18 protein-coding genes, 2 tRNA genes and 3 rRNA genes are annotated in these 25,748 nt (G+C 45.5%); 20 read left to right on the plus strand and 3 right to left on the minus strand.

The genetic code is table 11. The annotated features are described in order from the left end of the window. Positions 1-5: 5 nt before the first annotated feature. Both HMPREF0868_RS01155 and HMPREF0868_RS07755 read right to left on the minus strand, forming a co-directional pair. Positions 6-518 (minus strand): ImmA/IrrE family metallo-endopeptidase, encoded by a 513-nt coding sequence (locus HMPREF0868_RS01155; protein ID WP_012992877.1) that lies wholly within the window; start codon positions 516-518, stop codon positions 6-8. Next, positions 515-901, minus strand: a complete 387-nt coding sequence (locus HMPREF0868_RS07755; protein ID WP_012992878.1) for a helix-turn-helix domain-containing protein — start codon at positions 899-901, stop codon at positions 515-517. Before HMPREF0868_RS07755 ends, HMPREF0868_RS01155 begins: the two co-directional genes overlap by 4 nt. Positions 902-1,011: 110 nt before the next feature. On the opposite strand from HMPREF0868_RS07755, the gene HMPREF0868_RS01165 reads away from it, so the two are divergent. The 20 genes from HMPREF0868_RS01165 to HMPREF0868_RS01260 all read left to right on the plus strand — a co-directional run bounded on the left by HMPREF0868_RS01165 (position 1,012) and on the right by HMPREF0868_RS01260 (position 24,938). After that, positions 1,012-2,226, plus strand: coding sequence for a DNA polymerase Y family protein (locus HMPREF0868_RS01165; RefSeq protein ID WP_012992879.1), 1,215 nt, complete (start codon positions 1,012-1,014; stop codon positions 2,224-2,226). An 81-nt stretch (positions 2,227-2,307) separates the two neighbouring features. Further along, positions 2,308-3,186, plus strand: coding sequence for a YicC/YloC family endoribonuclease (locus tag HMPREF0868_RS01170; RefSeq protein WP_012992880.1), 879 nt, complete (start codon positions 2,308-2,310; stop codon positions 3,184-3,186). Positions 3,187-3,214: 28 nt separating this feature from the next. After that, the gene (locus HMPREF0868_RS01175; RefSeq protein ID WP_012992881.1) at positions 3,215-3,463 is read left to right on the plus strand and encodes a DUF370 domain-containing protein; all 249 of its coding nucleotides are present in this window, start codon (positions 3,215-3,217) and stop codon (positions 3,461-3,463) included. 2 nt (positions 3,464-3,465) lie between these two features. Continuing rightward, a complete protein-coding gene (gmk, locus tag HMPREF0868_RS01180; protein ID WP_012992882.1) occupies positions 3,466-4,086 on the plus strand; it encodes a guanylate kinase in 621 nt (206 codons plus the stop codon). A 61-nt stretch (positions 4,087-4,147) separates the two neighbouring features. Beyond that, positions 4,148-4,651 carry a DNA-directed RNA polymerase subunit omega gene (gene rpoZ, locus HMPREF0868_RS01185; RefSeq protein WP_012992883.1) on the plus strand — a complete coding sequence of 168 codons (504 nt, stop codon included), beginning with the start codon at positions 4,148-4,150 and terminating at the stop codon, positions 4,649-4,651. A 2-nt stretch (positions 4,652-4,653) separates the two neighbouring features. Then, positions 4,654-6,042 carry a glycine--tRNA ligase gene (locus HMPREF0868_RS01190; protein WP_012992884.1) on the plus strand — a complete coding sequence of 463 codons (1,389 nt, stop codon included), beginning with the start codon at positions 4,654-4,656 and terminating at the stop codon, positions 6,040-6,042. A gap of 79 nt (positions 6,043-6,121) precedes the next feature. Beyond that, a complete protein-coding gene (gene ppdK, locus HMPREF0868_RS01195) occupies positions 6,122-8,746 on the plus strand; it encodes a pyruvate, phosphate dikinase (protein ID WP_012992885.1) in 2,625 nt (874 codons plus the stop codon). 74 nt (positions 8,747-8,820) lie between these two features. Then, on the plus strand, positions 8,821-10,266 hold the full coding sequence (locus HMPREF0868_RS01200; RefSeq protein WP_012992886.1) for an NAD(P)/FAD-dependent oxidoreductase: 1,446 nt from the start codon (positions 8,821-8,823) through the stop codon (positions 10,264-10,266). After that, a complete protein-coding gene (locus HMPREF0868_RS01205) occupies positions 10,259-11,593 on the plus strand; it encodes an NAD(P)/FAD-dependent oxidoreductase (RefSeq protein WP_012992887.1) in 1,335 nt (444 codons plus the stop codon). Before HMPREF0868_RS01200 ends, HMPREF0868_RS01205 begins: the two co-directional genes overlap by 8 nt. Continuing rightward, a complete protein-coding gene (locus HMPREF0868_RS01210) occupies positions 11,586-11,966 on the plus strand; it encodes a DUF1667 domain-containing protein (protein ID WP_012992888.1) in 381 nt (126 codons plus the stop codon). Before HMPREF0868_RS01205 ends, HMPREF0868_RS01210 begins: the two co-directional genes overlap by 8 nt. A 362-nt stretch (positions 11,967-12,328) precedes the next feature. Next, positions 12,329-13,856 (plus strand): 16S ribosomal RNA (locus HMPREF0868_RS01215). A 117-nt stretch (positions 13,857-13,973) separates the two neighbouring features. Beyond that, positions 13,974-14,050: transfer RNA gene (locus HMPREF0868_RS01220), tRNA-Ile, on the plus strand. A 204-nt stretch (positions 14,051-14,254) separates the two neighbouring features. Continuing rightward, positions 14,255-17,152 (plus strand): 23S ribosomal RNA (locus HMPREF0868_RS01225). An 89-nt stretch (positions 17,153-17,241) separates the two neighbouring features. After that, positions 17,242-17,358, plus strand: a 5S ribosomal RNA gene (gene rrf, locus HMPREF0868_RS01230). Together the 16S, 23S and 5S rRNA genes with 2 tRNA genes alongside form the textbook arrangement of a ribosomal RNA operon. Before the next feature lie 6 nt (positions 17,359-17,364). Then, positions 17,365-17,440, plus strand: a tRNA-Asn gene (locus HMPREF0868_RS01235). Between the two features lie 94 nt (positions 17,441-17,534). Beyond that, entirely contained in the window at positions 17,535-18,989 is a 1,455-nt protein-coding gene (locus HMPREF0868_RS01240) for a hypothetical protein (RefSeq protein WP_012992889.1), read from the plus strand. 265 nt (positions 18,990-19,254) lie between these two features. After that, positions 19,255-20,856 (plus strand): ABC transporter substrate-binding protein, encoded by a 1,602-nt coding sequence (locus HMPREF0868_RS01245; RefSeq protein WP_012992891.1) that lies wholly within the window; start codon positions 19,255-19,257, stop codon positions 20,854-20,856. Between the two features lie 108 nt (positions 20,857-20,964). Next, positions 20,965-22,899, plus strand: coding sequence for a dipeptide ABC transporter ATP-binding protein (locus tag HMPREF0868_RS01250; RefSeq protein WP_012992892.1), 1,935 nt, complete (start codon positions 20,965-20,967; stop codon positions 22,897-22,899). Further along, positions 22,892-24,019 carry an ABC transporter permease gene (locus HMPREF0868_RS01255; RefSeq protein ID WP_012992893.1) on the plus strand — a complete coding sequence of 376 codons (1,128 nt, stop codon included), beginning with the start codon at positions 22,892-22,894 and terminating at the stop codon, positions 24,017-24,019. Before HMPREF0868_RS01250 ends, HMPREF0868_RS01255 begins: the two co-directional genes overlap by 8 nt. Continuing rightward, positions 24,012-24,938: an ABC transporter permease gene (locus tag HMPREF0868_RS01260; protein ID WP_012992894.1), complete on the plus strand. Its 927-nt coding sequence runs from the start codon at positions 24,012-24,014 to the stop codon at positions 24,936-24,938. Before HMPREF0868_RS01255 ends, HMPREF0868_RS01260 begins: the two co-directional genes overlap by 8 nt. A gap of 32 nt (positions 24,939-24,970) precedes the next feature. On the opposite strand, the gene ung is transcribed toward HMPREF0868_RS01260, so the two are convergent. Beyond that, positions 24,971-25,624, minus strand: coding sequence for a uracil-DNA glycosylase (gene ung / locus HMPREF0868_RS01265; RefSeq protein ID WP_012992895.1), 654 nt, complete (start codon positions 25,622-25,624; stop codon positions 24,971-24,973). Positions 25,625-25,748: the final 124 nt, after the last annotated feature.

A 25,748-nucleotide genomic window follows, 5' to 3' on the forward strand; every position in this document is an offset into this window, starting at 1 on the left:
GATCGTTACTTCCCCAAAAAATTATTGTCAATGTCCAATGGCAGGTTAAACGTGTATCCGGCCGTACGTAAAAGTTTGAGCTTTAGCATCACATATTCAGCCGGGCAATGTAAAATGACGGCAAGGCTGGTGATGTCCGTAGTGAAAACCAGTTCTGACAAAATAGATTCGTCATCGATGAGCAGATCAGCGGCAAACAAATTGGCCTCGTATTCTATCTTGGTGGATCTTCCGCTCAACTTGTAGTCCAAGTAAGGCAGGTTTATTGCTTGCTTGCAGTGTAAAACGGCATGCCCTAGTTCATGTGCCAAAACCGTTTTGTGCCAATGCTCATCCAGTCCGATGTTGATAACAATGTTTGGCTCACCGTCCAAGTTGACGAAAAATCCTTTGAGTGATCCTAAATCTTTGAATGAAACGAAAATATTTTCGGCTTCTGCTAATTCCAACGGATTACGCGTGCCAGATTTTTCGACCAAGTCCTGCACGGTTTGTCGTATATAAGAAAGTAAACTCATGATTTGCCTTCGTCGGACGAAACTGCTTGATGCTTTCTGGCAGCGGCATCATTTTGTATATCAATTAGTGCTTTAATAAATTTATCTTTATCTTCTTCATTGAGACTTCCGCCGGACAGAAGTGACCCTACCTGAGCAAGCAACTCACATGGCGGTAATACTTCATAAGAGACGGAATCATTACTACAGAGATCATCTACCAGATAAGAAACGTTTACATGAAAAAAATTACCGATTGCAACTAATGTATCTCGGGGCGGAAATCTATGGTTATTTTCATAATAAACCAAAGCTCTTAAACTTATTTTCAATTCCTCGGCAAGCTCTGCTTGAGTAATATGATTTAAGCGACGCAGTTCACGTAACTTCTCTCCGAAAGTCATACAGCCTCCTCTTGACAATGCACGAATGTGCGCTATAATTCAAATCAACAAGAACGTTTGTGCATATAAGACTACTCGCAAAGCGAATAAATGTCAATTGGGAGGCTTTTATGAGGTGGATTTTACACAGTGATATGAACAGTTTTTTTGCATCAGTTGAATTATTGTATAGATCAGATTTAAGAGGTCGACCGGTAGCTGTATGCGGCAGTGTTGCCGAACGCCACGGAATAGTTCTGGCCAAGTCGGATGAAGCCATGAGATACGGTATAAAGACAGCTGAAACTATATCTGAAGCTAACTCCAAATGCCGCGACTTGAGGATAATATCACCGCATTACGAGCTATACAAAAAATACTCTAAAATGGCAAAAGAAATATATGAACGCTATAGTGACAAAGTGGAGCCGTTTGGCCCTGACGAATGCTGGATAGATGTAACATTCATGGTAGACAGCTGGGCAACTGCTGTAAATTTAGCTATCCAAATCAAAAATACAATAAAGGCCGAACTCGGGTTAAACGTATCCATTGGGGTGGCACATAATAAGTTTTTGGCCAAAATGGGAAGCAAGCTTGCCAAAAGGAACGGAATAAAGATTATAGACAGCGAGACTTGGCAAAGAGAGATTCTGCCGCTTGACTTAACGCACATGTTCGGCTGCGGCAAAGCAACAAGAGAGAAACTGGCAAAATATGCCGTTAAAACAATTATGGATTTAGCAGGTATGAATTACGATTTTTGTGCAGCAGTGTTGGGAAAAAACGGCACGGTACTTTGGCGATGGGCCAATGGAGTTGACACATCACCTGTTATAAGTTCCTACGAACGCCGACAGAGCTTAAGTTTAAGCCACGGCATAACTTGCCGTAAAGATTTACATTCGATAAATGAAATACGCCGGGTGATCCAATTCCTATTGAAAGATATAGTCGGACAATTGCACCGCAGCGAAATCGGCGGCAGCAGCATAGAAATAATCGTTAAATTCGTTGACCTGAAAGCAAGGCGCTATACAGCAAATTTATTGGAGCCGTTAAACAGCTATTTTGCATTAGAACGAAGCTATGTACAGCTGCTGCAAAAAGAAGGCGGTGTGCCGGGAGACGGAGTTAGAGCTGTTACTATCGGAATAAGCACATTCAAGAAAATTCAAGCAGGCACAGGTAAAATTGATAATATTGGATGTAACATGCGAGGCAAAGCCGACCTGACACAAACATGGTATAAATTGCGCAAACTGTTTGGATCAAATGCTCTTTACCATGCGGGTGAAGCAATTGGCGGTAATTTACCAAACTATGTTCAAAATGAGGTTTGTTAAGACATTTTATGCCGCATAGCGCACTTTTTTGTTTATTTTCTTGTGCAATGTGATATAATTATTTACCACGTGGAGGTATATATGCCGAAGAGTATGACCGGATTTGGGACTGGCAAAGTTGATTCTGCCGGTTGCAGCCTGCAAGTTGATATTAAATCTGTTAATAATCGTTACTGTGATATAAATGTGCGCATGCCTCGTCTGTTGCTGCCTCTGGAACCTGCTTTGCGCCGGAAAATATCGGCCGCTATAGATCGCGGAAAGATAGAAGTATACGTCCAATTTATTGACAACCGTGAAACTGCCGTTGAAGTAGTCCCCAACCTTAATTTGGCTGCCGCTTATGTGAATGCCGTTAATTTAATGAGCAATGCCTTGTCTATGCCATGCGAGTTCGGTATAAGAGATTTGCTACGTGTTGACGGTGTTTTTAAAATTCAAGAAAATGAACTTGATCTTGATATGGTTGGCGGTTTGCTCGATGAAGCAACTGATGCGGCTTTAGAAAACCTGATAAGGGTTAAGCAAATTGAAGGCGAGCGGCTCACAAGTGAACTTTTGAACTATGTCGATCAATTAGAAACTAAGCGTCGTTACATCGCCTCACGCATGCCGGCTGTTTTGGAGGCATATTACTGCCGCCTCAAGGAAAAATTGCAAGAGCTTATTTCTGACCGGTCAATAGATGAAACTCGGATTACTATGGAGGCAGCTATTTATGCCGATAAAATTGATGTAAGCGAAGAAATGACCCGCTTAGCCAGCCACTTCGATTTGCTGCGCCACACTTTGAATTCAGACAAAGCAGTCGGAAAAAAATTGGATTTTATTGTCCAAGAAATTAACCGTGAAATTAATACCACTGGTTCAAAAGCTAACGACGCAGAAGTCACCGGCGTAGTAGTGGACATGAAATGCATAAATGAGAAGTTACGCGAACAGATACAAAATATTGAATAAACTGATGGTTGAATGATAGGAAAAGAAAATGGATTTTATCAGAATCGGTTTCAATAATTTGGTAGGTAAAGACAGAATTATTGCTGTAGTTTCACCGGAAGCGGCGCCGGTTAAACGAATGGTTCAAGATGCGAAAGACCGAGGCGCGCTGATTGACGCCACCGCTGGCCGAAAAACTAAAGCCGTTATTGTTATGGACAGTGATCATATTGTCTTGTCGGCGTTAGAAATAGAAGAACTGACCGAAGAACTTAACAAACAAAAGGAATCCGAGTAGTTATGGAATTGGAACTGAAACAACAGGGGTTATTGATTTGTGTATCGGGGCCATCTGGCGTAGGCAAAGGAACAGTAATAGCGGCGGCCAAAGAGTTGTGCCGCAATTTGGTGCATTCAGTATCGGTTACTACCAGAGCACCTCGCCTTGGCGAAATTGAGGGCGTGTCCTATTATTTTCGATCAAAAACCAATTTCGAGCAAATGCTAGCTGACGGGGAGATCTTGGAACATGACTGCTATTGTGAACATTATTACGGGACCCCGTTACGCCCGATCGAAGAAAAGATGCGAGCAGGTATAGATGTAATCATGGATGTAACTGTACCAGGGTCGTTGACTACGATTCGTAACTATCCTGACGCAATAAGCATATTTCTATTACCGCCATCATTGACGGAATTACGTCGACGCTTGGTTGGCCGCGCTACCGAATCACCGGAAGTGGTGGAAAAGCGCATGGCCAAGTCAACAGATGAAATTGCTGAAGCCGGCAAATTCAAATATATTCTTGTCAATCACGAAGTACGGACGACAGCACAACTTATTTTGAACATCATAGAAGCGGAGAAACACCGTACTGAACGCCAGAAAGGTATTGAAGAAATTATTCTTAACCGTTAGAATGAATTAGTTATGATAGACTTAATCTGAGATTTTGTATTGTTTTGCAAGGAGGCAATTCATGTTAGTTAAACCACCGTTAGAAAAATTGTTGCCGCGGGTAGAAAACAGATATACATTAGCTATTGCGATAGCTAAACGCACCCGCCAATTAGTTGCTGGAGCACAGCCGATGGCTGAATCGGACTCACCCAGCTTGGTAACTATGGCTTGTGAAGAATTGGCGGCCGGGACGGTAGTTGCCGTACCAGATATCGTCGAGCCATATATCAATCTGCGTCCTGATGTGGAAGCAGCTTTGCAAAATGAACGTGAGCAGGCTGAAGCAAATGATGACATGTCGACGGCCGATGTGTTTGCCGCTGATGAACAAAGTATGGATGGTGAAGATGACAATCCGATCGAAGCTACTGCCACTCGCCATAGCGAAACTGCCGATTCCGCAACTAATAATCATGATGATACAGAATTTTCTGATGACGAACAAGAAGATTTGCCTGAAAACAAAAAAGGGCAAAACGACGGAGCTGAAAACGACACTACGGAAGATGAAACGGAGGACTAGAGATGCCGGCTGAAAAGACGATGGAAAAAATAGTAGCTCTAGCCAAGAACCGCGGCTTCGTCTATCCGGGCTCAGAAATATACGGAGGCTTAGCCAACGCGTGGGACTACGGACCGCTTGGGGTCGAGCTGAAGAATAATGTCAAAAATGCTTGGTGGCAAAAGTTTGTTCGTGAAAGTCCGTATAATGTGGGAGTAGATTGTGCGATTCTGATGAATCCTCAGGTTTGGGTTACTTCCGGCCACGTCGGCGGTTTTAGCGATCCGCTGATTGATTGCAAAAGTTGCAAATCAAGACATCGTGCCGATCAACTTATTGAACAGTGGGCTCACGCCAACGGACAGGACGTTGATGTGAACGGCTGGACGAACGAACAACTTACGAACTACATAAATGAAAAAGCAATACCATGTCCTGCCTGCGGAAAAACTGATTATACCGAGATACGCAAATTTAATTTGATGTTCAAAACCTTCCAAGGGGTCACAGAAGACAACAAATCAGAACTCTATTTGCGTCCGGAGACGGCACAAGGTATTTTTGTCAATTTCCGCAATGTACAGAGGACGAGCCGCAAAAAATTGCCGTTCGGAATTTGCCAGGTGGGGAAATCCTTCCGAAACGAAATTACTCCCGGTAATTTTACTTTCCGCACCCGTGAATTTGAGCAGATGGAACTGGAATTCTTTTGCAATCCGGATACTGATTTGGACTGGTTCCATTATTGGAAAGATTTTTGCTATAACTGGCTGAAAACTTTGGGCATAGCTGAAACTGAACTTAGATTACGTGATCACCGTCCTGAAGAATTATCGTTTTATTCGAAGGCGACAACCGATATTGAATTCCTCTTCCCGTTTGGATGGGGTGAACTGTGGGGAATTGCTGATCGCACAAACTATGATTTGGGTCGACACATGGAAGCATCACGCCAAGACCTCACCTATTTTGATCCCGAAACAAATGAAAAATATATTCCTTACGTTGTAGAACCTTCGCTGGGGGCCGATCGAGTTGCTTTGGCATTTTTGTGTGCGGCTTATGACGAAGAAACATTAGCCGGCGGAGACATTCGTACCGTGCTTCGATTCCATCCGGCACTTGCTCCGGTAAAAATAGCCGTCCTACCGTTGTCGGCCAAATTAACCGAAGCGGCAAGACCGCTGTATGAGATGCTAAGCAAAATTGGAAATTGCGAGCTGGACGACCGCCAAGGAATAGGCAAACGTTATCGCCGACAAGACGAGATCGGAACCCCGTACTGCGTTACTTACGATTTTGATTCAGTGAATGACAACTGTGTAACCGTAAGAGAAAGAGACAGCATGGAACAGGTCCGCCTTCCAATCGCCGAGCTGACGGCATACTTTGCCGATAAGTTTACATTTTGATCATAGCCCGACTTACGGATTATGAATATAGAACCAAATGTATTGTCACTCAGGACAAACCTGAGAAGAAGGAGGAGACATGACAAAGTATGTCTATTTGTTCTCGGAAGGTAATGCTTCCATGCGAGAATTGCTGGGCGGCAAAGGTGCCAACCTGGCAGAGATGACCGGATTGGGCATGCCGGTTCCACGCGGCTTTACCATTACGACAGAGGCCTGCATGCGCTACTATGAAGACAACGAAACGATTGCCCCGGAAATTGAAAAAGAGATTTTTGACACACTCGCTTTTGTTGAAAATAAAATCGGAAAGAAACTGGGCGATCCTACCAATCCCTATTTGGTATCTGTGCGCTCTGGCGCTCGCGCTTCCATGCCTGGAATGATGGATACTATCCTTAACCTTGGTTTGAATGATGAAGTCGTACTTGGGCTTGGCAAATTAACTGGAAATCCGCGTTTTGCCAACGACAGCTATCGCCGTTTTATTACCATGTTTGCTGACGTTGTCATGGGCATTGATAAGAACAACTTTGAAGCTGAAATGGACGCAGTTAAAGAAGCAGTCGGGGCAAAGCTCGATACCGATTTAAACGCTGACAATATGATTGAAGTAGTCGATCGCTTCAAGAAAACCTATAAGCGTTTGAAAGGGGAAGATTTCCCACAAGATCCGAAAGTTCAACTCATGGAGGCGGTGAAAGCGGTATTCCGTTCTTGGAATAACGAACGTGCTATCGTTTATCGCCGCTTAAATAATATCCCTTCTTCTTGGGGTACGGCTGTTAATATACAAGAGATGGTCTATGGTAACATGGGCGAGACCTCCGGTACAGGTGTTGCCTTCACCCGCAACCCAGCCACCGGCGAAAATAAACTCTACGGTGAATTTTTGATGAACGCTCAAGGCGAAGACGTAGTTGCAGGTATTCGTACGCCTGTTGACATTCAAAAATTGCATGAAGTAATGCCGGAAGTTTATGACCAATTCCAGAAAATTGCTCATGATTTGGAAAAGCACTACTGCGACATGCAAGATATGGAATTTACCATTGAGCGTGGCAAACTGTTCATGCTTCAGACCAGAAACGGAAAACGTACAGCCGCCGCAGCCCTGAAAATTGCGGTTGATATGGTCAAAGAAGGCCTGATTTCCAAAGAAGAAGCTTTGCTAAAGATAGAACCGAAGTCATTGGATGCACTACTACACCCCGGCTTTGACAGTGAAGCTTTGAAGGCTGCTACACCTATTGCCAAAGGACTGCCGGCCTCACCAGGATCAGCTTGCGGCAAAATTTTCTTCGAAGCAAAGGAACTTAGCGAATTCGTCCAAGCTACAGGTGAAAAAGCCGTTCTGGTACGTTTGGAGACATCACCGGAAGATATCGAAGGTATGGTTTACGCCCAAGGCATTCTTACCGGCCGCGGCGGTATGACATCACATGCTGCTGTTGTTGCGCGTGGTATGGGAAAATGCTGCGTATCCGGATGCTCTGAAGTGATTATCAATGAAAAAGATCACTACTTGGTAGACAAAAACGGCCGCCGTTATAATAAAGGCGACTGGATGGCTTTTGACGGTTCCACCGGTTATGTTTATGGCGAACAGATCCCGACTACGGAAGCCAAAATTTCCGGAGATTTCGAAATTATTATGGGGTGGGCTGATGAAATTCGTCGCTTAAAAGTTTTGGCTAACGCTGATTCTGGCAAAGATGCAAAAACTGCCCGTTCCTTGGGTGCACAAGGAATTGGTTTGACCCGTACCGAACATATGTTCTTCGGCGAAGACCGCATTTTTGCTTTCCGTAAAATGATTGTATCGGAAACGCTTGAAGCTCGTGAAAAAGCTTTGGCCGAGTTGTTGCCGATCCAACGACAAGACTTTTATGAAATATTCAAAGCCATGGAAGGCTGCCCGGTAACTATTCGCTTACTTGATCCCCCGCTACATGAATTCCTACCGACCGAGCCGTCAGAAATCGAACACCTGGCCAAGTCCTTAAATATGGAAACGGCACATCTGACTGACCTGATTAATCGTTTGCATGAGATGAACCCGATGATGGGCCATCGTGGATGCCGATTGGCTGTGTCATATCCTGAAATTGCCGCCATGCAGACCAGAGCCATTATAGAAGCCGCATTAAAAGTACAAGCTGAAGGATTAAAAGTCATTCCTGAAATCATGGTTCCGCTTGTCTTTGATCTCAAGGAACTTAAGTTTGTCAAGAACATCATTAGCAGTACAGCTGAAACAATTTTCAATGAAACCGGCAAATCGGTTAAATACGAAGTTGGCACGATGATTGAGATTCCGCGCGCGGCATTGTTGGCAGATGAAATTGCGCAGGAAGCCGAATTCTTCAGCTTCGGTACAAACGATTTGACTCAGATGACATTCGGCCTTAGCCGCGATGATGCTGGCAGAATTTTGGATGATTATTATAACGCCAAAATCCTTGAAATCGATCCTACTGCTTCACTTGACCAACGTGGTGTAGGTCAACTGATTCAAATGGCAACAGAACGTGGACGTGCAACCCGCCCAGGTATGAATATCGGAATTTGCGGTGAACATGGTGGTGACCCGGCCTCGATTGACTTCTGTCACAGAACCGGACTTACCTATGTTTCCTGCTCCCCGTTCCGCGTGCCGATCGCACGTTTGGCCGCGGCTCAAGCTGCAATAAAAAATAAATAATTTAACGGTCTTAGTTGCGGATAGCGGGAGGCCTCGCTATCCGCAATTTTATATAGGGAGAAACAATTAAAATTATGCATGATATCGTTATTATAGGCGGAGGTATATGCGGTTGTGCCTTAGCTTATTATTTGAGTCAGTATGAGTGTGATGTCATAGTCATAGAAAAAGAAAATGATTTGGCGGTTGGAACTACCCGTGCGAACAGCGCAATTTTGCACGCCGGATATGATCCACGCCCTGGCACAATAATGGCAGCCACCAATGTGACAGGTAACAAACTTTCTTTTGAACTTTGCCGAGAACTTGATGTTGAGCACAATCGCTGTGGTTCTCTCGTGCTTGCATTTACTCAGGCCGAATGTGAACAGCTGCAGGAATTGTTAGCCAGAGGGGAAGCGAACGGAGTCCCGAATCAACGAATAATCAGTTCTGAAGAAATCCATAAAATGGAACCTGACGTTTCAGATAAAGTTATTGCTGGATTGTTCGCCCCTAGTGCAGGCGTGGTTAATCCATGGGAAATGGCCCTGGCGCTGGCCGAAGTAGCGGCACGCAACGGCGTCCATTTCAAGTTTAATACTAAAGTAATTTCAATAAAGCCACTGCCACAAACTTCTGGTTACAGCATAAGAACCGAGCATGATGATGAACTGACATCACGTTTCGTTATAAACTGTGCTGGCGTCCATGCGGCGGAAATTCATCAACTTGTCGCCAAGCCGACGTTTAAAATAACGCCGACCAAAGGGGAATACTATTTACTAGATACACATACATCGGTAAATATAAACCACGTTTTATTTCAATGTCCCAATGAAAAAGGTAAAGGCGTCCTTGTTTCGATAACTATGCATGGGAATACCATTGTTGGGCCTAATGCCGAGGTAGTTCAAGACCCGGAGGACACTTCCAATACAAGGGCCGGACTCCAATTCGTTGCTACGTTAGCGAAAAAAACTGTCCCGAATTTAGATTTGCTGTCTAATATACGTAATTTTGCCGGAGTTAGAGCTAATTGTGATCGAAAAGATTTTGTTGTTGAATTTGCGGCGGAAAATTTCCTTGACGTTGCCGGCATTCAATCGCCTGGACTGACATCAGCTCCGGCATTAGCACTACTGGCAATTGACAAACTTAAACTGGCCGGATTTAAATCTGAGAAAAAGGGATCTTGGCAGGGAGGCAGAAAGGTCGTTCGCTTTAAGCATCTTTCCCCTGAACAACGTGCTGAACAAATCTCTAGCGATGCTGCATACGGACGGGTGATTTGCCGCTGTGAAACCATAACAGAAGGCGAAATACGAGCCGCCTTAAAAAGCCTAATCCCGCCGGTAAGTTTAGACGGGATCAAACGTAGGTGCGGTTCTGGTTTAGGCCGCTGCCAAGGCGGATTTTGCTCACCCAAAATTGTCGAGATATTAGCAAAACACTATAACTGTCGCCCCGAAAATATTTGTCAAGATAAATCAGGTACATATATTTTATTGGACGAAAGACGGGAGGGCAGGTATGAGTAGATACATTAAATCTCCAGCAGATAAATATCAACTGGTGGTAGTCGGTGGCGGCCCTGCCGGACTGGCAGCAGCGATAGCCGGAGCCAAAGCGGGCTTAGAGCACATACTCATAATTGAACGTGATATTTGCCTAGGTGGCATCCTTAACCAATGTATCCATAATGGATTCGGGCTTCATCACTTCAGAGAAGAACTGACCGGACCTGAATATGCCGGCCGCTTTATTGCTGAGCTGGAAAATTATCCGATTGATGTGCTGATCGATACTATGGTTATCCGAGTACACCCGGAAAAAATGATTGAAGCGACCAACCCGAATGGATACTTTTTCATTCATGGCGAAGCGATTATTCTTTCCATGGGCTGCCGTGAACGCGCCAGAGGAGCTATTGCTTTACCAGGAACTCGCCCAGCAGGCATTTTCACTGCCGGGACGGCACAGTACTATATAAATATTGCCGGTCATAAAGTCGGTAAACGAATATTAATACTAGGTTCTGGCGATATAGGCTTGATTATGGCTCGGCGCATGAGCTGGTCCGGTGCAGAAGTATTGGCCTGCGTTGAAGTTATGCAACATCCGGGCGGCCTACAAAGAAACATTGTACAATGCCTGGAAGATTTCAACATTCCTCTTTACCTAGGTCACACAATAATAGATATTAGGGGAAAAAAGCGAGTCGAGGGAGCAACAATAGCCAAGTTAGACTCCGCTGGTGCGCCGATTCCCGGAACGGAAAAAGATTTTGACTGCGATACCATTCTGCTAAGTGTCGGACTGATTCCGGAAAACGAGCTGACGCGCGGAGCTGGTATAAATATGGATCGACGAACCAAAGGCGCAATTGTTTACGAAAACATGGAAACATCAGTATCCGGAATTTTCGCTTGCGGTAACGTTGTTCACGTGCATGATCTAGTTGACTTTGTTACAGAAGAAAGCGAACGTGCCGGCACAGCAGCGGCGGAATATGTTTTTGCGGCAAAACACAAGAAAAATGCGGATGCGCCCGAAAGCCAAACCGATATTGTCATTTTGCAGCCCGATGCAAATTTTGGCTATACCGTTCCTCAACACTTGAGACGTCAAAATATAAATAAACCACAGAAAATCTTTTTCCGTGTCAGAAAGCAGTATAAGCAGCCAGTCGAAGTAGTGCTGCGTTCTAACGGCCAAGAGATTGCCAGATTTAAGAAACAACGTTTAGTGCCAGGCGAGATGGCAAATATTTCGGTTTCAGGGTGTCAACTTGAGCAAGCCGATGGAACACTAAGTTTACAGCTCGAAGCTAAAGATGCCAGCGGCAAGGAGGTAAAAAATGCGTGAAATAACATGTATAGTATGCCCTCAAGGATGTAGATTGCTCGTAGATGGCGTGGAAGATAATGGGATTCATCCGGAAATTGATCCTAAGTCTTTAAAAGTAAGTGGAAATTCCTGCCCCCGAGGTGATGCCTACGGTCGCAGTGAAGTAGTTGCTCCGACGAGAATGGTTACAGCTACCGTGGAGGTGGAAGACTCTCAGGTGCATCGTTGCCCAGTAAAAACCTCCAAACCGATTCCTAAAGCAGAAATGAATGAAGTGGTGAAAGCACTGCAAAAGGTCAAGCTTCATTTACCTATAAAATTGCATGAAGTAGTTGTACAAAATATATGCGATACGGGAGCTGATGTAATTACAACCCGCAGTTGGCAATAAAGTTTTTCAAACCGGTTCACTCAAAAGTAGCCGGTTTTTTATTAGGACAAGACAGCGAAAGAAGGACAATGAACTGGAAGAAAAGTTGATTATTAAAAGCAACCTAACTTTGAGCGATTAGTGACAAGTATTGCGAATTATAGGAAAACATGAAACGCACGGAAGGAAGGAAAAATGGAGGAGAAAAGGGCGAAAAAAGTGTTGACAAGGAAGACGAGAAGGGTTATTATAGATGAGCGCCTTGCGAGAGCAAGGAACGGACCTTGAAAATTGAATAGTGAAGAACAAACAAGCAAAAACGGACTTTAGTTAATTCTAGAGTAAAAAATAAGTAAACTAAGAGCCAAAAGGCTCTCAAATTTTGATTTGAGAGTTTGATCCTGGCTCAGGATGAACGCTGGCGGCGTGCTTAACACATGCAAGTCGAACGGAGCTTTGAGGAAGTGCTTGCACAGAATTAAAGCTTAGTGGCGGACGGGTGAGTAACGCGTGAGGAACCTGCCTTTCACAGTGGAATAACAACGGGAAACCGTTGCTAATGGCGCATGACATCGCATTGAGGCATCTCAGAGCGATTAAAGGAGAAATCCGGTGAAAGATGGACTCGCGTCCGATTAGCTAGTTGGTGAGGTAACGGCCCACCAAGGCGACGATCGGTAGCCGAACTGAGAGGTTGATCGGCCACATTGGGACTGAGACACGGCCCAGACTCCTACGGGAGGCAGCAGTGGGGAATATTGGGCAATGGGCGAAAGCCTGACCCAGCAACGCCGCGTGAAGTATGAAGGCCTTCGGGTTGTAAACTTCTTTGATCAGGGAAGAAACAAATGACGGTACCTGAAAAACAAGCCACGGCTAACTACGTGCCAGCAGCCGCGGTAATACGTAGGTGGCGAGCGTTATCCGGATTTACTGGGTGTAAAGGGCGTGCAGGCGGGCTGATAAGTCAGATGTGAAATCCCCGAGCTTAACTCGGGAACTGCATCTGATACTGTTGGTCTTGAGTGCTGGAGAGGATAGTGGAATTCCTAGTGTAGCGGTAAAATGCGCAGATATTAGGAGGAACACCAGTGGCGAAGGCGGCTATCTGGACAGTAACTGACGCTGAGGCGCGAAAGCGTGGGTAGCAAACAGGATTAGATACCCTGGTAGTCCACGCCGTAAACGATGATTACTAGGTGTAGGAGGTATCGACCCCTTCTGTGCCGGAGTTAACACAATAAGTAATCCACCTGGGGAGTACGGCCGCAAGGTTGAAACTCAAAGGAATTGACGGGGGCCCGCACAAGCAGTGGAGTATGTGGTTTAATTCGACGCAACGCGAAGAACCTTACCAGGGTTTGACATCCCTTGAACGATGTAGAGATACATAATTCCCTTCGGGGACAAGGAGACAGGTGGTGCATGGTTGTCGTCAGCTCGTGTCGTGAGATGTTGGGTTAAGTCCCGCAACGAGCGCAACCCCTATTGCCAGTTGCCATCATTTAGTTGGGCACTCAGGCGAGACTGCCGTTGATAAAACGGAGGAAGGTGGGGATGACGTCAAATCATCATGCCCCTTATATCCTGGGCTACACACGTACTACAATGGCTACAACAGAGAGCAGCGACGTCGCGAGGCGAAGCAAATCCCCAAATGTAGTCTCAGTTCGGATTGCAGGCTGCAACTCGCCTGCATGAAGCCGGAATTGCTAGTAATGGCAGGTCAGCATACTGCCGTGAATACGTTCTCGGGCCTTGTACACACCGCCCGTCACACCATGAGAGTCAGTAACACCCGAAGTCAGTAGTCTAACCGCAAGGGGGACGCTGCCGAAGGTGGGACCGATAATTGGGGTGAAGTCGTAACAAGGTAGCCGTATCGGAAGGTGCGGCTGGATCACCTCCTTTCTAAGGAGAATATGTTGAATAACGATTCAACAGAGTTCAGGTCGATCATCGCAAGATGACAATTGTTTTTGCTAACTCACTATTCAATCTCCAGGGTCTGTACCCTCTTGTTCACAAGGGCTCATAGCTCAGCTGGTTAGAGCGTACGCCTGATAAGCGTAAGGTCGATGGTTCGAGTCCATTTGAGCCCACCAACTTTCCAGTTAGTGAACAGCGCAAGCCGCGATGTACCTTGAAAACTGCATAAGAAATAATGACTGAGTAAAAGACATAATGAAGTAAAAAATGGTCTTGCAAATTCAGCAAAAGTACTAAAGTACAAGTTGAAGCGAGTCTGAGGAACTTCATTCATAAGTGTCTGGAACGACGGAAAAAAGAAAAACTTTGAGAACCAATAAGGTCAAGTTACAAAGAGCACAGGGCGAATGCCTTGGTACCATGAGCCGATGAAGGACGTGACAAGCTGCGAAAAGCTACGGGGAGGAGCAAATATCCGGATCCGTAGATATCCGAATGGGGCAACCCGATCGGGGTAAATTCCCGATCAAGTCTGCATGAATAAATAGTGCATACTGGGGAGACGTGGGGAACTGAAACATCTAAGTACCCACAGGAAGAGAAATCAACCGAGATTCCGTAAGTAGTGGCGAGCGAAAGCGGAAGAGGCCAAACCGTATGACTTCGGTTATGCGGGGTTGTGGACTGCAACAAGTCAAAGCAAGGATTAGTGGAATGAGCGGATGGAAAGCCGAGACCAAAGAGCGTAATAGTCGCGTACACGAAAATCTGAGTGAGGCTAGCAGCACCAGAGTACCACGAGACACGAGGAATCTTGTGGGAAGCCGGGGGGACCACCCTCCAAGCCTAAATACTACATGGTAACCGATAGTGAAGCAGTACTGTGAAGGAAAGGTGAAAAGAACCCCTGACGGGGAGTGAAAAAGAACCTGAAACCCTGTGTTTACAAGCAGTTGAAGAGCGTTAAAGCTCGACAGCGTACTTTTTGTAGAACGGTCCTACGAGTTATGGCAGTTAGCGAGGTTAAGGACTAGAGGTCCGGAGCCGAAGGGAAACCGAGCTTTAATAGAGCGTAAAGTTAGCTGTTATAGACCCGAAACCGGGTGACCTATCCATGAGCAGGTTGAAGTGACGGTAAAACGTCATGGAGGACCGAACAAGTATCTGTTGAAAAAGGTTTTGATGACTTGTGGATAGCGGAGAAATTCCAATCGAACCCGGAGATAGCTGGTTCTCCCCGAAATAGCTTTAGGGCTAGCCTTACGTCGAGTCTAGCGGAGGTAGAGCACTGAATTGGCTAGGGGCCTTACCAGGTTACCGAACCTTATCAAACTCCGAATGCCGCATAGATATACGTGGGAGTCAGACAGTGACAGATAAGTGCCATTGTCAAAAGGGAAACAGCCCAGACCGTCAGCTAAGGTCCCAAAATTACAGTTAAGTGGAAAAGGATGTGGGTATGCTAAAACAGCTAGGATGTTGGCTTAGAAGCAGCCACTCATTAAAAGAGTGCGTAATAGCTCACTAGTCGAGTGAACCTGCGCCGAAGATTAACGGGGCTAAACTGTATACCGAAGCTACGGAACCGAAGGTTGGTAGGGGAGCGTACTGTAAGCAGAAGAAGCATGACCGGAAGGACATGTGGATGTATCAGTAGTGAGAATGTAGGAATAAGTAACGAGAGCGAAGTGAGAATCTTTGCCGTCGAAAATCCAAGGTTTCCTGGGGAAGGGTCGTCCTCCCAGGGTCAGTCGGGACCTAAGGCCAGGCCGACAGGCGTAGTCGATGGATATCAGGTAGACATTCCTGAACTACCGATCCACGTTTGAGAGAGGCAGGGACGCAGGAGGATAGCATAAGCGAGCTGCAGGAAATGCTCGTGCAAGCGAAGTAGAGAGACTAATAGTAAAGTACGTTAGTTGATTTGAAAGCGTGATGCGTAGGGAAAACAAGTACCGAAATATGTGATTCCACACTGACGAGAAAAGCTGCTATCGAGTGGAGAGGTACCCGTACCGTAAACCGACACAGGTGGATGAGGAGAGAATCCTAAGACGAGCGGGAGAAGCGTTGTTAAGGAACTCGGCAAATTAACCCCGTAAGTTCGCAAGAAGGGGTGCCTCTGAGAAGAGGCCGCAGTGAATAGGCCCAAGCAACTGTTTAGCAAAAACACAGGTCTCCGCTAAATCGAAAGATGAAGTATGGGGGCTGACGCCTGCCCGGTGCTGGAAGGTCACGGGAATCTGTTATCGCAAGAGAAGCAGTGAACTTAAGCCCCAGTAAACGGCGGCCGTAACTATAACGGTCCTAAGGTAGCGAAATTCCTTGTCAGGTAAGTTCTGACCCGCACGAATGGCGTAATGATTTGGGCACTGTCTCAACAACGTACCCGGTGAAATTGTAGTACTTGTGAAGATGCAAGTTACCCGCGACTAGACGGAAAGACCCCATGGAGCTTCACTGTAGATTGTTACTGGGATTCGGTATTGTTTGTACAGGATAGGTGGGAGACTATGAACCATAGGCGTCAGCAGATGGGGAGTCACTGTTGGGATACCACTCTGACGATACTGAGTTTCTAACTGTTAGCCGTAATCCGGTTACAGGACAATGGCAGTCGGACAGTTTGACTGGGGCGGTCGCCTCCTAAAAGGTAACGGAGGCGCTCAAAGGTTACCTCAGCATGGTTAGAAATCATGCAACGAGTGTAAAGGCATAAGGTAGCCTGACTGCGAGACACACAGGTCGAGCAGATACGAAAGTAGGACTTAGTGATCCGGCGGTAGAAAGTGGAATTGCCGTCGCTCAACGGATAAAAGTTACCCTGGGGATAACAGGCTGATCTCCCCCAAGAGTTCACATCGACGGGGAGGTTTGGCACCTCGATGTCGGCTCATCACATCCTGGGGCTGAAGAAGGTCCCAAGGGTTCGGCTGTTCGCCGATTAAAGTGGTACGCGAGCTGGGTTCAGAACGTCGTGAGACAGTTCGGTCCCTATCTATCGTGGGCGTAGGAAATTTGAAAGGTGCTGTCCCTAGTACGAGAGGACCGGGATGGACCAACCTATGGTGAACCAGTTGTCACGCCAGTGGCATAGCTGGGTAGCTAAGTTGGGCAGGGATAAACGCTGAAAGCATCTAAGTGTGAAGCCCTCCTTAAGATAAGATTTCCCACCGAAAGGTTAAGACCCCTTGAAGACAACAAGGTTGATAGGTCAGGAGTGGAAGTACAGTAATGTATGAAGCGGACTGATACTAATAGGTCGAAAACTTGACCACAAGCACGTTGGTTCAACGTTGAACCAGACAGAATGAAGACTCAGACAACTCAGTAGCTTATGCAGTCTTGAGGGTACAACCTCAACAATTCCGGTGGTGATAGCGGAGAGGCCACACCTGTTCCCATTCCGAACACAGTAGTTAAGCTCTCTAGTGCCGAAGATACTTAGCTGGTAACGGCTTGGTAAAATAGGAAGCTGCCGGATTTTTTTGCCTTGTTAGCTCAGTTGGTAGAGCATGCGGCTGTTAACCGCAGGGTCGTAGGTTCGAGTCCTACACAAGGCGCCAAAAAATGACGATAACGGTTTTCCGTGTCGTCTTTTTTTGTAGTTTACGATCGTAAATATGTTTATTACAAGGTAGCGGTATGCAAAGTTAAACTATGAAAGCTGAAAATTTTCTTTTTTGCGTAACATTTGTTGAGACGTGGGAAAAATTATCCAGGATTAACAAGGAATTGTTTTGGCAGAAAACTGGGATAGTTGATACGGCGCGTTTCGTCCTATTTATATTTATTGGAACCGCTCTTATGACTTCTGTTGAACTGCGGTTCTTTGGTTGGGCGGCTTATGTTGCAGCTATTCTCTTTCTTTTTTTGTTCCCTTTTATGCGTCTCTATAATTTACGGCGGGCGTTCCGAAGTGCAAATAAGAATGGTGACATTGAATGGCTGTTTTCTTTTTTTAAGGATTCGTTCAGTGTGGTTTCTTTAAATTCGTCGGTTACGAGAAAATATAGCGATCTTTACATGGTTTTGGTTGGTGATGAACATATTTACTTATTCCCTAAACGAAATCTTGCCCTACCTGTTCCGCGTGATCATGGGGATCGTGATAAATTTCTTTTAAATTTAATGAGGCCACGTGAAAAGGTTTTACTTGCTCCGATTATTTGTTGTCTTTTTGTCGTTAGTGGATTCCTGACTGCTTTTTTTGGAATAACCCAGGTACGGCTTCCGCATCAGTGGCTTCTGCAAACTTGGGCGCTTGTTATTTGTGCGGCCATGCCGATTTTTTGGATGATTACAACCTTTTTGGCAGCTTTTTTTCAGAATCTCTATCGTATTTCTTATATTAAGAGGGCATACGTTAGATTTGCGCGTCGAGTTTTTTCGTATCTTCTTTGTGGGATTATTATACTTGGTCTTGCGCTTATTGAAATTATATTATTTTTGGGTAGATATACGGTCACACGAAATGTCAATGGAACTTATACTGAGCATGTTGATGATAATTATGCGCCGGAAGAATATCGTCTATATAGAGTGGAGGGGCCATTTTTTTTGAAATATTTACGGCCGATGAGTGATGCGACGGATACAGATCCTTCGATTAGTGAAGCCGATTGGTTTGCATCTTGGCGCAGTAGTACTGACAAACGCTCTAATCCTGGGTCTATTAAGCAAGAACTTGGGAGGGCTGGCGGGCAAAGTGAGCGTGATTCTCAAGCTGAAGGTGCAAAATCAAAGCAGATTCGTGAAGGGGCACTGAAGATAATTAATGAATGGTCTAAGGATGCTAAGGGAGAGAAAGACTCTAATGCCTCGTCAATACGAGAGAAATACACCACCAAAGGAGATCCGTACTTTGTTTTGTATGAAAGTGATGAAGTTGTTATTTGCCTGCAGTATGACAGAGATTCTCAGAATGGCAGGTGTGGGCTTTATGTTCTTTATCGGTGTTCAAAATCTTCTGATGGAATGTGGTCTTTAAGTGAGGCTCAGATTGAGAACATGTATGCATACGAGTACAGCACGGGGGGCGTAGTGGCGAGTGGTAAGACCGACTGGGCAGGTAGCGGAAGTGAGAAATTTCAGAAACTTACTGGAGAGCCATGAAGTTTTAACGAATAGTCATGAAGTTTTAGCGGAAAAAGTTTCGTATACGAAGTAATGGTCTTGTGAAAAATTTGCCCCTGCGTTTGCAAAATTGGTGGGAGCGAAATTTGTGCTGCTTGTTCCATGTGCCGGTCGGTGTTGGGGCAACTATATTTTTGCTTCGATTATCCCCCCACCCCGGATTGTTAACTTTATATGAAAATGATATATTCGACGCGTACTATATTTTCAAAAGAAAATAGTGGATACCTAGAAAGGATATATCATGAAACAAATTAAAAAAATTTTTGCAATTGCTTTGACTGTTATTACTGTGGCAGGTATGACAGCTTGCGGCAAGGCTGATAAAGCTTGTGGCGATCATATGGGCAAGGGTAGTGAGGCGGCTGCTGAAGCTGCATCGTCCAGCAAAAAGACCAAATTGGTTTATGGCAGCGGCGACTATACAAGGATCAACCCAGCCATGGATGAGCATTCTGAGATTTCCGTACTTCTTTTTGATGGATTAACTGATCATGACGGTAGTGACAAGGTCATCCCCCGTTTGGCCAAGAGTTGGAAAATTTCGGATGACGGTAAGACCTACACTTTTAATTTGCAAGAAAATGTCAAGTGGCATGATGGCAAGCCATTTACGGCAGAAGACGTTAAGTTTACCATTGAAGGCATTATGGATCCTAAAAATGAATCTGAAAATGCTCCAAACTATGAGGATGTTGAGAAAATTGAGGTAAAAGATCCGCATACAGTTGTGTTCCACTTGAAAGCTCCGAATTATGCTTTCCTAGAATATATGACTATGCCGATAATGCCTAAGCATTGTCTGGAAGGCGAAAAGTGGCAAGAATCGAAGTTCTTCCAAGCTCCGATCGGAACCGGCCCGTATAAGCTGAGCAAATGGGAACATGGTCAAGCGATAATTATGGAAAAGAACCCAGACTATTTTGCTGGTCCTGCCAAGATTGACGAAATTATTTTCAAGATCGTCCCTGAGGACAATGCCCGTGCTTTACAATTAAAATCCGGCGAATTGAATATTGCGCAGGTCACGCCGAAGGATGCGGCAGGTTTTAAGGATTCCAAAAATCTTAAGACTTATGCAATGACCACTTCGGATTATCGCGGAATTCTTTACAATTTTGCTAATGAATATTGGAAGAAGAACGCTGACTTGATTCCGGCTATCAACTATGCTATTGATCGTCAAGCCATCATTGACACAGTTTTATTAGGGCACGGAGTTAAAGCATACAGCCCGATTCAGCGCAATGTTTATAACTTTGATGGTGTAGAAAAATATGATTTCAACCTCGCCAAATCGGAGGAGTTGTTTAAGGCCGCCGGTTGCACCAAAGGGGCTGACGGTTTCTGGATGCGTGATAACAAGCGTATTGGCTTTACTATAAATGCAATGGCGGATGACCACGTCCGGATTGACATGGCTCAGGTTGCAGCTCAGCAATTGCAGTCTGCCGGTCTTGATGTTAAGGCAGCTGTTCCGGCTGAGGGAATCGATTGGGGTGGCCAAGAGGCTTGCATCATTGGCTGGGGTTCACCTTTTGATGCTGATGATCATACTTACAAAGTATTTGGTACGGGTAAAGGTGCTAATTATTCGGCCTATTCGGACAAACTGGTTGATCAATATTTGACAGAGGCTAGACAGACGGATGATCCGGCCAAGCGCAAAGAGGCTTATGCCAAGTTCCAGACAGAGCTGGCCAAGAAGCCACCCTACACTTTCTTCTGTTACATAGATGCTATGTATGTGGCGGACAGCAAAATTAAGGGTATCGATCCTAAGACTGTTCTAGGACACCATGGTGTTGGTATTTTCTGGAATATTACGGATTGGACAATCGGATAAACAGGCTATCCTTGTGATCTATTTTGTTGTTTTGAAATGTCAGGTTACTATGATAAACCCGGTGTGAACCGGGTTTATCTCATCTTTAACACTTGTTATGGGGGATAGATGGAGAAGATATTAAGCTTGAAAAATTTATCCGTAACGATTCCTACGCCGGTGGGGCGGGTGGAAGCGGTGCGTAATGTCAGCTTGGACTTAAATCCCGGCGAAGTTTTGGCGTTGGTTGGCGAGTCCGGCTGCGGTAAAAGCATGTTGTGTAAAAGTGTGTTGAAATTATTGCCGGAAAAAGCGGCCGTAAGCGGGCAGATTATATTGAAAGGCAAGGAAATAACTGCTTGTTCGGAGCGTGAAATGCAGTGTTTGCGGGGTAAAGATTTGACTATGGTTTTTCAGGATCCGATGCTCAGTCTTGACCCGACTATGACAGTAGGTGCTCAGATAGCGGAGGTGATCACCTGTCATGAGAAGTCGCTGCGTGGCAAGGCTTTGATGTCGCGAGTCCATCAATTGTTGGCTGAAGTTGGAATTGACAGGGCGGAAGAACGTGCCAAGCTTTATCCTTATCATTTTTCCGGCGGCATGCGGCAAAGAGTTGTTGTTGCTATGGCGTTGGCTGGCAATCCGCAAGTCCTTTTGGCCGATGAGCCTACAACGGCCTTGGATGCGACGGTGCAGGCTCAAATCATTGAATTGCTACGTCGAATTGCTCGCGAAAATAATATGGCTACTATTTTGGTGTCGCATGATCTCGGGGTGGTATCCGAACTTGCGGACAGAATTGCGATCATGTATGCCGGCAAGGTTATCGAAGTCGGGCAAACGGCGGAGATCTTGTTCTGTCCGGCACATCCTTATACGCAAGGGTTGTTAAAATCATTGCCGGCAATGTCGCAGAGAGGAAAATTTTTGACTACGATACCGGGGATGCCGCCGAGTCTTATTAACTTGCCACAGGGGGACGCTTTCGCGCCCCGCAATCCGCGGGCTATGTATATTGATTACTACCGGGAGCCACCGATGTTTGAAATAACCCCGACTCATTTGGCAGCGACATGGTTGCTTGATCCGCGAGCACCTAAGATAGAGGCGCAGGCTGGCTTAGGTTTGGCGGAAAATATGGATGGCTCAGTAAATGATGGCAGAGTTACATACAATGTTTTAAAGCACAAATTTGATCGCGTCCAAGGTCAAGCTCAAGCTCAAGGTCAGAGTGATCACAGTCAAGGCCAAGCCCGTGAAGATACCGCAATTTTACAAGTGGAAAATTTAACCCACTACTATTATTTGAATCGGAAAAATTCGGTGGCAGCGGTGGCTGATCTTTCTTTGGACATTCATCGGGGCGAAATATTTGGGTTGGTAGGCGAATCTGGTTCCGGCAAGTCCACGGTTGCCAAATGCATAATGAATATTTGCCATCCGACTGCCGGTAAAATCATTTTCAATGGAATTGATCTATCCGATCGTCACACTCGGCGCAAGAATAAGGCTTATATTCAGCAAAAATGTCAGCTCATTTTTCAAGATTCCGCTTCCGGCTTGAATCAAAAAATGACTGTTGAAGACATCATCACCGAGCCTTTGGTGGTTCAGAAGCTTAAACCGCGACGTGGTACGCTGCGGGCGGAAGCGGAATTCCAATTGGAAGTTGTCGGGTTGGGCCGCGAATATTTATTCAAGCATCCTTATGAGTTATCTGGTGGGCAAAGGCAGCGGGTAGGAATAGCGCGAGCCTTGGTGACTGAACCTGAGCTTTTGGTGGCTGATGAGCCGATTGCTTCCCTTGATGTTTCGATACAGGCACAAATTGTTAACCTTTTCCGTCATCTGCGTGATGAACATGGATTTTCAATTCTGTTTATTGCCCACGATCTGTCCATGGTTAAATATCTTTGCGATCAGGTAGGTGTATTGCGGGAGGGCCATTTGGTTGAATGCGGTCCGACCGAAGAAATTTTTAACGCCCCTAAGCATCCTTATACCCGAACATTGATTGGCTCCGTTCCGAAGTTTTTGATGAAAGGAACTGTATATGAGTAGCAGTAATTTTGTTAAGACCGATACCGATATTATTGGCATTCTGCGTTATTATGCAGGCAAGCTTTTAATTCTTTTGGTTAGCATGGCTTGTCTCACCGTCATTGTTTTTTGCATTGCCAGGCTAACGCCGACCGACCCTTTGCAATCTTATTTCGGTAGTCGGGTTGAAAAAATGACGGTTCAAGAGAAGGCGGCAGCGCGTGAGCGACTGGGGCTTAACGAGCCAATAATTGTGCAGTTTAAAGATTGGCTTAGTATGAGTTTGCGGGGGGATTTTGGTATCTCCTATAAATACAAGCTGCCAGTTACTGAGGTTATTGCGGATCGGCTGCCCAATACTCTTGTTTTGGGTGGGGTTGGGTTTATTCTAATTTTCATCGGGGCCTTGGCCTTGGGAATTGTATGTGCGTGGCGAGAGAATTCTTGGCTAGATAGAATTCTTTGTAAACTAGGGACTGTTACGAGTTGCATTCCTGAGTTTTGGCTGGCGTTGGTCTTAATATTGGGTTTTTGTGTCCACTGGTCTTTACTACCGAGCAGCGGGGCTCACACGATCGGGGAAGACGGGTGGGTAGATAGGTTGCGTCACATTATTTTGCCACTGACGGTAGTTGTTTTGGAACATCTCTGGTACTATGCTTACATGGTTCGCAACAAATTGCTGACGGAAACCAAAAGTGATTATGTTATGTTGTGCCGGGCCAAGGGGCTAAGTAAGGCGGATACGATGCTTAAACATTGTGTGCGAAATGTTTTTCCCGGTTATATCAGCTTAATGGCGATTGCAGTAGCTCATGTTTTGGGTGGAACTTACATCGTTGAATTGGTTTTTTCCTATCCGGGAATCGGGACATTGGCCTATGAAAGCGCCCGGTATGCGGACTACAATCTCTTAATGATTTTGTGTTTGATTACGGGGTTAACCGTAATTTTCTGCAATATGCTGGGTCAGGTAATAAATGAAAAAATTGATCCACGTATTAAAGTGAGCAATACGGCGATTGTTGTTAAGGAACGCGTGTCGGTGAATACGCAGGAGGGTGGACCGGAAGTTGTGAAAGTTCTGGCGAAACCGAACAATAATCAAGATGAAAGAAAGAAGGGAAGTACTAATGCCTAACGAAATCGGCCTGCCGCATCTGACTGATGAGTCTCAAGCATTTTCTTTGGTAACTGAGGAAGATCGGCTGAAATTTGCATCGCGGCCTGATACGGCAAAGCCTAAAAAAGTAAGACTGCCTTGGCTGGCCATAATTGTTTTAGCCGTGATTGTGTTGGGCGCGATATTTGCTGGAACTATTTCACGGAAAGATCCTGGTTTTCTAGATGTTTATAATCATACATTGCCGCCCGGACGGGAATTTTGGTTTGGCACGGATACTTTGGGGCGGGATGTTTTTGCCTGTATTTGGTTCGGTGGAAGAATATCGATTTTTATCGGGGTTCTGGCAACTTTAGTTTCAACGATTTTAGCGGCGATTTATGGGGCTTTTAGTGGTATGGCTGGCGATATGACGGACACTGTGATGATGCGTTTTACAGAAATAATGCTCAGTATCCCGTCGCTATTATTAGTAATTTTTCTGCAAGCGATTGCCGGCCCGGCGAATATCGTTTCTCTGGCTTTGATTATCGGGCTGTGTGGTTGGTTCAGCATTGCTAAGGTGGTCAGAACGGAGGTGCGTCAGATTCGCAACAGTGAATATGTTTTGGCGGCAAAAATGATGGGTGGAAATTTTGGCCACATCTTGGTGAAGCATCTTTTGCCTAACTTTTTCCCGAGCATAATGTTCATGGTCGTAATGAATGTCCGTGCGGCGATCCTTGCCGAGTCAACGCTCAGCTTCATTGGCATAGGTCTGCCGCTTAAGGTTATTTCCTGGGGTAGTATGCTTTCCTTGGCGGAAAAGGCTTTGCTCACCGATGCTTGGTGGATAATTCTGATACCTGGAGCGGTTTTGGTCATATTTTTTCTTTGTTTGACCTCCATCGGCAATTTCTTGCGCGGCCGGTTCGATTTACAGAACAATAATTTATAGTATTTATGAAGTCGTATTTGGGGATAATTGGTTTATTGTGGGAGTTGCCAGTCGATCGGCGATTCCCCGTTTTTTATTAGAAATTCGTTGGCCAGTCGGAAGTGTCCGCACCCAAAAAATCCGCGATAGGCTGAAAGTGGGCTGGGGTGGCTGGCAGTTAAATATAAGTGGTGAGGATTCGGATGAAGGGGGCGGATGCTTTGGGCTTGTTTGCCCCAGAGCATAAATACCAGGGGGCGGTTGAGGCTGAAAAGGTGGGCCAGAATGTGGGAAGTAAAGGTTTCCCAACCATGGCCGGCATGGCTCATAGGTTGGTTTTCGCGCACCGTCAGGATACGATTGAGCAGAAAAACTCCTTGCTTGGCCCAATAGGTGAGATCGCCGTGGCTTGAGGTCAGGCCTTGTTCGCGGAAAATATTTTGCAAGGACGGGGGTATTTTTACTCCGCGTCGTACGGCGAAGCTTAGGCCGATCGCTTGGCCGGGTTGATGGTAGGGGTCTTGACCTACGATGACGACTTTTACCTTTTCCGGGGGGCAGTAGTTGAAACTGTTAAATACGGCGTGAGGCGGTGGGTAGACATTGTATGTTGCGCGCTCTGCCTCGATGAAACGACGGAGTTCTTTGAAATAAGGTTGTTGCATCTCGCTGAGAATGATAGGCTCCCAACCGTTTGGTGCTGACATGGCATCTCCTTTGCTAAGAATTATTCTTCAACATTTATTCTTCAAGAATTATTTTCCAACATTTATTCCCCAACATTATACACAAATTAAAAGAGCAAAAAAATCTTGCCGGCGCACTTGTGGC

Origin of the sequence: Mageeibacillus indolicus UPII9-5 (assembly GCF_000025225.2) — a bacterium.
GTDB classification, from domain to species: Bacteria; Bacillota; Clostridia; order Saccharofermentanales; family Fastidiosipilaceae; genus Mageeibacillus; species Mageeibacillus indolicus.